7 protein-coding genes are annotated in these 8,236 nt (G+C 48.6%); all 7 read left to right on the forward strand.

The features are described 5' to 3' along the window. Positions 1-2,795 (forward strand): 3'-5' exonuclease (locus AB5H98_RS11830; protein WP_367926101.1); only part of this gene is annotated, 2,795 nt, incomplete at its 5' end. A 198-nt stretch (positions 2,796-2,993) separates the two neighbouring features. Continuing rightward, on the forward strand, positions 2,994-3,518 hold the full coding sequence (gene infC, locus AB5H98_RS11835; protein ID WP_367926106.1) for a translation initiation factor IF-3: 525 nt from the start codon (positions 2,994-2,996) through the stop codon (positions 3,516-3,518). A gap of 14 nt (positions 3,519-3,532) precedes the next feature. Continuing rightward, entirely contained in the window at positions 3,533-3,730 is a 198-nt protein-coding gene (gene rpmI / locus AB5H98_RS11840) for a 50S ribosomal protein L35 (RefSeq protein WP_367926102.1), read from the forward strand. A 48-nt stretch (positions 3,731-3,778) separates the two neighbouring features. Continuing rightward, entirely contained in the window at positions 3,779-4,135 is a 357-nt protein-coding gene (rplT, locus tag AB5H98_RS11845; RefSeq protein WP_349216146.1) for a 50S ribosomal protein L20, read from the forward strand. An 89-nt stretch (positions 4,136-4,224) separates the two neighbouring features. Further along, positions 4,225-5,001 (forward strand): TrmH family RNA methyltransferase, encoded by a 777-nt coding sequence (locus AB5H98_RS11850; protein WP_367926103.1) that lies wholly within the window; start codon positions 4,225-4,227, stop codon positions 4,999-5,001. 3 nt (positions 5,002-5,004) lie between these two features. Continuing rightward, entirely contained in the window at positions 5,005-6,099 is a 1,095-nt protein-coding gene (gene dprA, locus AB5H98_RS11855; protein ID WP_367926104.1) for a DNA-processing protein DprA, read from the forward strand. Positions 6,100-6,102: 3 nt separating this feature from the next. Beyond that, entirely contained in the window at positions 6,103-8,202 is a 2,100-nt protein-coding gene (gene topA, locus AB5H98_RS11860) for a type I DNA topoisomerase (RefSeq protein ID WP_367926105.1), read from the forward strand. Positions 8,203-8,236 lie beyond the last annotated feature (34 nt).

Below are 8,236 nucleotides of genomic sequence, written 5' to 3' on the forward strand. Positions count from 1 at the left end.
CGGGCTTGGCGAATTATATGGCTGCGTTACAAGCGGATTCAAGTTTTTTTTCTGCTCTGATAAATTGGATAGATCAGGGGCGCTGGGACAGCGCGCTGCTCTGCACACAAGAGTATTCGCCGCCACCGTTGAAAGCGGTGCGTGGATACGATGGGCCGGAGTTGAATGCGGTTAAGGCTTTGCGAGAAGAGGTAAAAAAGGTTCACAAAGAGCTGAAAGAAAAAATTTTTATTTGCACGCAAGAGGAATTTGAAGAGGACCGTAAAAGAATTTTGCCAATGCTGCGTGCTTTGGCGAAGGCAGTGCGCATTTTTGAACAGCGCTTTTTTGCGGCGAAAATGGAACAGAAAGTTCTTGAATACAGTGATTTTGAGCATTTGTCTCTCCGGCTTTTGTGCAAAGAAAATGACGAGAAAACCGATGTGGCTCGCGCCGTGAGTGCACGTTTTGATGCTGTGATGATTGATGAGTATCAGGACACCAATGCGCTGCAAGCGCTTCTTTATCGGTGCCTTGCCAATGATGATGGTTCCAATTTGTTTTTTGTAGGTGATGTAAAACAAAGCATTTATCGCTTCCGGCTGGCAAGTCCCGAAATTTTTATTGCGCAGAGAGAAAGATTTTTTCCGTACCATGAAGGGGGACAGCATCCGGCAAGCATCACCTTGGGCAATAATTTTAGAAGCGCAGGAAGTGTGATCGATGCGGTGAACGATGTCTTTTCTTGTGTAATGAAACGTCAGGTGGGTGATGTGGATTATAACAAGGAAGAAATGCTTTATCGCGGTCTTCCAGACTCTTACGATGGTGGCCCAATGGAAGTGCAGATTGTGGATCAGGGAGCAAAAATGTCAGACCTGGGCGATGCACTGGCTGTTGTAGATACCGTGCGCCGATTGGTGAGAGAGGGCTTTCCGGTACGTGACAAACAAGGTGGAACCAGACCGTGTCAGTATGGAGATATTTGCATTTTGCTGCGCAGTCGCACTCGGTTTTCAGTTTACGAACAGGCGCTGGCACAGCAAGGAATACCGGTAGCCGCCGATGCGGGGGAAAGTCCATTGACGGCTGGCGAGTCAGCGCCGCTTTTGTCAATGTTGCGCGTGATCGATAATCCGGCACAGGACGTGCATGTGGCGGCGGTGCTTCTCAGCCCCATGTTTGGCTTTACGCCGGATGATTTGATCCGTCTGAGAGCGGAATATCCTAAATTGGGGCTGTATGCGGCTCTCACGCAGAGCAAAATGGAAAAAGCGGTGCACTTTTGCACGCTGTTGCGGTGGTTGCGCGCTTTGGCGGCCACGGCTCCCGTGTCGCAGCTCTGCGATGAGATTTTGTCCAAAACGCATTACTTTGCTGCGGTCGGGGCGATGGAGAATGGAGCAGAGCGCAGACAGACATTGCGTGCTTTTGTTGCTTGGGCATCAGCAGTGGGAGCAAATGGACTTTCGGCGGCGATTCGTATGGCGGACAATGCGATTGAGAGCGGTGCATTGCCGGCTGCAGGTGCGGTGACACTTCCAAAAGGTTGCGTTTCTATCATGACCATTCACCGTTCAAAAGGCTTGGAATTCCCGGTGGTGATTTTGGCGGATGCATCTCACCAATTTAATTTGCGAGATGTATCCAATCGAGTCCTTTTTCATCCGCAGCTTGGCCTTGGAATGTCATTGAGAGCTGGAGAGGGCGGACTTTATTCTACTGCATCCCACAAGGCTATTTCCATGGCATTGCGTACAGAGTCGGTCAGTGAGGAGATGCGAATTTTGTATGTGGCCCTTACGCGGGCTAGGGATAAACTGATTGTTACAGTTCCCTTGGCACGGCCTGAAAAAGTATTGTCAGAACTGGCCACACAATTAGCGGGAGCAGGCGGAGCTACTGCCTATCTGCTTCAAAAGGCGTCAAGCTTTGCACTTTGGATTTGCACGGCGGCCCTTTTGCACCCTGACTGCGAAAATTTACGGGCGATAGCGGGAGCTGCCACTTTGCCTCTTTACCAGGCACAAGGTCATATTTCGGCATCGGTGATTTGTTTGGATGAACAGGAGCAAACAGAGCAAACAAAGGAGTTTCACAGACAATCTAATCCGGATATTGTATTGCTAAAACAGCTTCGCAAGAATTTTGAAACGCAGTATCCTCGTGCGGCATTGAGTGAGTTGCCCGCCAAATTGAGCGTTTCCAATTTGGCACATGAGCAGGCACAGCCGGTTTTATCACGGCCTTCATTCTTGTACAAAGAAGGACTGACAGCGGCGGAAAAGGGAACTGCTCTTCATAGTGTGTTGCAATTTGCCGACCTTGCGGCTGCGAGTGATGATTTGGAAGCGGAAGTAAGCCGGTTGGTACAAGAGGATTACATTGATGCACAGCTTGCTGGCCAGCTCGAGAGAAAACGGATTCGAGACTTTTTTAATTCCGATGTGTTTGCCCGTATGCTGAATGCCGATAAATTACTGCGGGAATATGCATTTTTGACGGCGGTGCCAGCAAAATTTGTCCAGCCGGATATCGATCCTGCTTTCTGGCAGCAGCCAGTATTGGTGCAGGGCATCGCGGATGCGGTGATTGTAAAGGGAGATTGCGCGGAAATTTTAGATTACAAGACGGACACAGGCAAAACGGAAAAACAATTTCTTGACAGTTATGCTCGTCAGCTTCTATTATATAAAGCGGCGGTAGAGAAGCGTTTGCCGGTGAAGGTGACCGCATGTACGATTTACTCGTTTGATTTGGGACGGGAAATACGGGTGCCGCTGGGAGAAGAAAAAAGATTTGAGAAAAGCTCTTGACAGATGTGAAAAAGAGCAGTATACTTTGACAGTAAACAAAGTAGCTCTGGCTTGGCAGCCAATGCTCACCTTGTGCGCTGATTGAAGCGTCGGGTTTATACGAAGACTTTTAATGGAGTTCTTGTGTCTTTTTGTGCGGCTGCCGGTACCGGCAGCCGCACTTTATTGTTTTAAACAAAATTTTGGAGGTGTTTTACCATAGCCGGCAAAAAAGAACTGGAGATCAATGAAGGGATCCGTGACAAAGAGGTGCGCGTAATCGATGCGGATGGGAGCCAACTTGGCATTATGTCCGTACGGGATGCACAAAGAAAAGCAGACGAAAGAAATCTGGACCTTGTTAAAATTGCTCCGCAGGCACAACCCCCCGTATGCAAAATTTTGGATTACGGGAAATATCGTTTTGAGCTTCAGAAGCGGGACAAAGAGGCAAAGAAAAATCAAAAGGTTGTAGATATCAAGGAGATTCGCCTGTCCCTCAATATCGACACGAACGACTTCAACACCAAAGTCAATCAGGCAGCCAAATTTTTGGCCAAAGGTGATAAGGTGAAGGTTTCCATCCGGTTCCGCGGCCGTGAGATGGCGCATACAAATCTTGGTTTGGATGTGCATAAGCGTTTCGCTGAAGCTCTGCCGAGTGCCGTTGTGGAAAAACAACCCAAGCTTGAGGGACGGAGCATGCAGATGTTCCTGGCTCCAGCCCCTTCCAAGCAAAATTAAGGAGGAACTAAAAAATGCCCAAGATCAAAACCCATTCCGGTGCAAAGAAACGTTTTAAGCTGACGAAAAACGGCAAAGTGAAACGCGGCAAGGCGTATCGCAGCCACATTCTGACCAAAAAGAGCACCAAACTGAAACGCGGTTTCCGCAAATCCGCTTATGCGGACAAAACAAACACAGCAGCCGTGAAACGTATGCTGCCCTACGCTTAAGCAATACACCCATTTGAGAAAAACCGCTATTAAAGGAGATTTAAGAATATGGCTCGTATCAAAGGCGCAATGATGACGCGCAAAAGAAGAAAAAAGACACTGAAACTTGCCAAAGGCTATTTCGGCAGCAAATCCAAACATTTTAAAATGGCCAAACAACAGGTCATGAAGAGCGGCAACTATGCATTTGCTGGCCGCAAAATGAAAAAACGTGAGTTCCGCAATCTGTGGATCACCCGCATCAACGCTGCCTGCCGTGCTGAGGGAATGAACTACTCTTCCTTTATGAACGGCCTGAAAAAAGCTGGCGTGGAGCTGAACCGCAAAATGCTGAGCGAAATGGCGATTCACGATCCGAAGAGCTTCTCTGCTCTGATTGAGACCGCGAAAAACGCTGTAAAATAATAATTGCGACACGCCCGCGCACAAGTTGCACGGGCGTTGCTTTGTATTAACGGGTGGCCATAAAAGTAATACAGAAAGGGGTGTTTTCCGTGGATTTGCACATTACAAGCAGAGAAAATGAGCGCGTAAAATGGCTGTGCCGTTTGCGTGATAGCGCCTCTTTTCGTCAGCGTGAACAATGCTATTTGGCTGAAGGGCTTCGGCTTTGCCGGGATATTGCGCACGTGCAGCAACCAGTGGAGCTCTATTACACGGAAAAGGCGATGATGCAACACCCGGAGCTTGTTGAGATGGGTGGCCGGCATATCTGTATTTCGGATGGCGTGGCAGATAAAATTTCGGATACTAAAAATCCTCAGGGCATCTTTGGGGTGTTTGGCCAAAATATACAGACATTGGATCGCCTTTGTTCTAGTGGCCGGTGGCTAATTTTGGAGCATTTACAGGATCCGGCCAATATTGGTGCTCTTTTGCGCAGTGCGGCCGCGTTTGGATTCGATGGGGTCGTGTTTTGTGCGGATTGTGCAGATCCGTATAGTCCGAAGGCTGTCCGCGCCAGTATGGGGATGTTGACACGTTTAAAATTGGCAAAAGCGGATACGGTGGCACAAACATCTCGTTGGTTGAAGAAAGAACATGTGCCATTGGTAGCTGCCGCTTTGTATCATTCCGTCCCTTTGGACCAGGCAGAATCTTGGCGTGGCCAAAATGTTGCCTTGTTAATTGGAAACGAGGGAAATGGGCTTTCTGAGGGGGCTGTAAAGGTGGCAGATATAGCGGTACGGATTCCTATGGCCAACGGTGTGGAATCATTAAACGCGGCGGTTGCGGGAAGCGTATTGCTTTGGCATTTTCGGGGAGTGTAGTTTATGGCCAGCATAGAGTATTGGCTTTGGCTTGCCAATGGACTGGGCGCTTGTGCAGGAAATGCGTTGCGCGTTTTGGAATATTTTCAGTCACCGATTGAATTGAAAATGGCATTGGGCAGTATGGAACTGTCTGAATTTCTTTCGCCTGCACAAATTCGTGCATTGAAATCCACATGCCCCGAAGACTTTGTCGCTCGGATAGAAGATTGTGCACGTCGTAAAATTCAGATTGTCACTTGGGAACAGAAAGAGTATCCTGCGCAATTGAAGGAAATCGATTCGACACCGCCGGTTTTATATTATCGGGGAGATTTAACGGCGGCTACAGCGCCGTTGATATTTGCGTTAGTAGGAACGCGCCGTCCGTCTGCTTATGGTGTTGAAGTAATGCGACAGCTTACAACAGATTTGGCAAAGGCGGGAGTAGTCATCGTGTCTGGAATGGCAGATGGATTAGACGGCGAAGCACACCAAGCGGCTCTCCGTAACGGGATGCCTACCATTGCCTGCTTAGCATTCGGACATGAACGGTGTTATCCATCGCAAAATCGAATGCTGAAATCTACGATTGAAAAACAAGGTTTGACTTTGAGCGAATATCCACCGGGCCTTGAGATTCAAAAATCATTTTTCCTACAACGCAACCGTTTGATTGTGGGACTGAGCAGAGGGATTTGTGTGGTAGAGGCGCGGGAATCGTCTGGTACGATGAATCAGGTGCGACATGCACTGGACTTCGGACGAGATGTATTTAGTGTTCCGGGCAGCATTTTTTCACCGCTTTGTGCAGGAACCAATCGATTGTTGCAAGAGGGTGCACATTTAGTGCGCAACGCTGATGATATCCTTCGTTTTTATGGTCTGGAGAGAGTTTCGGCTTTACCGAAGGAGACGGTGGATGCCCCGGCGATTTCTATTTCTCCAATGGCACAGCGTATTTATGATGTGCTGACTTGTCAGCCGCTGACGCTTGCGCAAATATGCGATGCGGCCGATATGCCGTCTGCACAGACAATGGCCGCGCTTACAGAGCTGGAACTGGCAGGGCTGTCTTGCCAGATGGCCGGCCGTCAATTCATCCGGAAAGGATCATGATTCATGTCAAAATTAGTGATTGTGGAGTCGCCAGCAAAAGCGAAGACGATCCGCAAATATTTAGGGGATGGTTACGATGTGACCGCCTCCATGGGTCACATCCGTGATCTTCCAAAGAGTCAACTTGGAATCGATGTGGAACACGGATATGCGCCCCAATACATCAACATTAAGGGCAAGGAAAAGGTCATTAAAGAGCTGAAATCCATGGCTAAGAATAGCGATGAGGTCTTTTTGGCGACCGACCCTGACCGTGAAGGAGAAGCAATCAGTTGGCACTTGGCCAATCTTTTAGGATTGGATCCACAGGCTCAGCGGAGAGTGACATTTGGTGAAATCACCAAAAAAGGCATTACGCAAGGAATGGCCTCGCCACGTGCCATTGACATGAATTTGTTCAATGCGCAGCAGGCTCGTCGAATTTTGGACCGTTTGGTTGGATACAAGCTCTCTCCCTTTTTGTGGAAAAAGGTGCGCCGCGGGCTTTCGGCGGGTCGTGTGCAAAGTGTTGCAGTCCGTTTGATTGTGGACCGTGAGAAGGAAATTGAGGCGTTTAAACCGGAAGAGTATTGGAACATTGACGCAGTCCTCTGTCCACCTGCCAGTAGCAAAAAGTTTACTGCCCGTCTGTTTAGTACGGCGGCTGGAAAAAAACTAGAAGTGAAAAATGAGCAGGAGAGTCAGACCATCGTTAAGGCGTTGGAAGGAGCTGCGTATACGGTCCAATCCATCACACGAGGCAAACGGAAAAAGACGCCGGCGCCGCCCTTTATTACTTCGACTATGCAGCAGGAGGCCAGTCGTCGCCTAGGCTTTACCGCTACCAGAACGATGCGTGCTGCTCAGATGTTGTATGAAGGCGTGGATGTAGCTGGACAAGGAACCATGGGCTTGATTACGTATATGAGAACGGATAGTTTGCGTATTGCGGAAGAGGCTGTGGCGGCCGCGAAGGATTTCATCACAGATAATTACGGGCAACAGTATGTGTGTGCATATAAGCGGACCTATAAGAGCCGCAGTGCTACGGCTGCACAGGATGCGCACGAGGCGGTGCGTCCTACGAATCCAGCACTGACGCCGGATGAGGTGGAAAAGAGTGTAACAGGTGATGCAGCCAAGCTGTATCGGCTGATCTGGAGCCGCTTCATTGCCAGCCAGATGAGCGATTGCCAGCAGGATACAGTGTCTGTGGACATTGCGGCTGCAGATTATTTGTTCCGCGCTTCTGGATATGTAGTTACTTTCGATGGTTTTACAGCGCTGTACGAAGAAGCAACCGATGAAAAGGAAAAAAAGGAGACGGCGCTGCCTCCTCTTGAGGAAAAAGATGTGCTCAAGCTGAAGGAATTGAAACCGGAGCAAAAGTTTACGCAGCCACCGGCAAGATATACCGAAGCAACTCTGATTCGTGCACTTGAAGAGAATGGTATTGGACGTCCTTCCACCTATGCACCGATTATTACGACCATCATCGATCATGATTATGTGGAGCGCGAGCAAAAAAAGCTGGTTCCTACCAAATTGGGTCGCGTGATCAATGACTTAATGATGGAACAGTTCCCGGATATCATTGACATCACTTTTTCTGCGAATATGGAAAAGAACCTGGACCAGATTGAGAATGGAAAGTCGGATTGGCATAAAACGATTGATGACTTCTATCAGGGATTTGAAAAGAACCTACAGCGCGCAGAAGAAGAAATGAAGGATAAAAAGGTCAAAGTACCGGATGAAGAGACCGATGAAGTATGCGAGTTGTGTGGTCGCAAAATGGTTATTAAAAGCGGTCGGTATGGTAAGTTCTTGGCCTGCCCGGGTTTCCCTGAGTGTAAAAATACAAAGAGACTGGTCAAGGATACAGGCGGCCAATGCCCCAAATGTGGAAGTCGCGTATTGATTCGCCATTCCAAAAAGGGAAGAGTGTATTATGGGTGCGAAAAAAATCCCACCTGTGATTTTATGACTTGGAATGAACCGACAGCGGAAAAATGCCCGCAGTGTGGTTCCACTTTGTTTAAAAAAGGCGGCAAAAACGGTATTTTGCTGTGTGAAAAAGAGGGCTGCGGCTATTCTCGTCCGGCTCAGGAACAGAAAGGCTAATAAAAAATGCATATTCGGATTTTGGGCGCGGGCC

Origin of the sequence: uncultured Ruthenibacterium sp., from assembly GCF_963558415.1 — a bacterium.
Taxonomy (GTDB): Bacteria; Bacillota; Clostridia; order Oscillospirales; family Ruminococcaceae; genus Ruthenibacterium.

Excerpts from the sequence above, each read along its gene's own strand:
- topA (WP_367926105.1), top strand. The coding sequence starts at position 6,103 with ATGTCAAAATTAGTGATTGTGGAGTCGCCAGCAAAAGCGAAGACGATC.
- rpmI (WP_367926102.1), top strand. The coding sequence starts at position 3,533 with ATGCCCAAGATCAAAACCCATTCCGGTGCAAAGAAACGTTTTAAGCTG.
- dprA (WP_367926104.1), top strand. The coding sequence starts at position 5,005 with ATGGCCAGCATAGAGTATTGGCTTTGGCTTGCCAATGGACTGGGCGCT.
- rplT (WP_349216146.1), top strand. The coding sequence starts at position 3,779 with ATGGCTCGTATCAAAGGCGCAATGATGACGCGCAAAAGAAGAAAAAAG.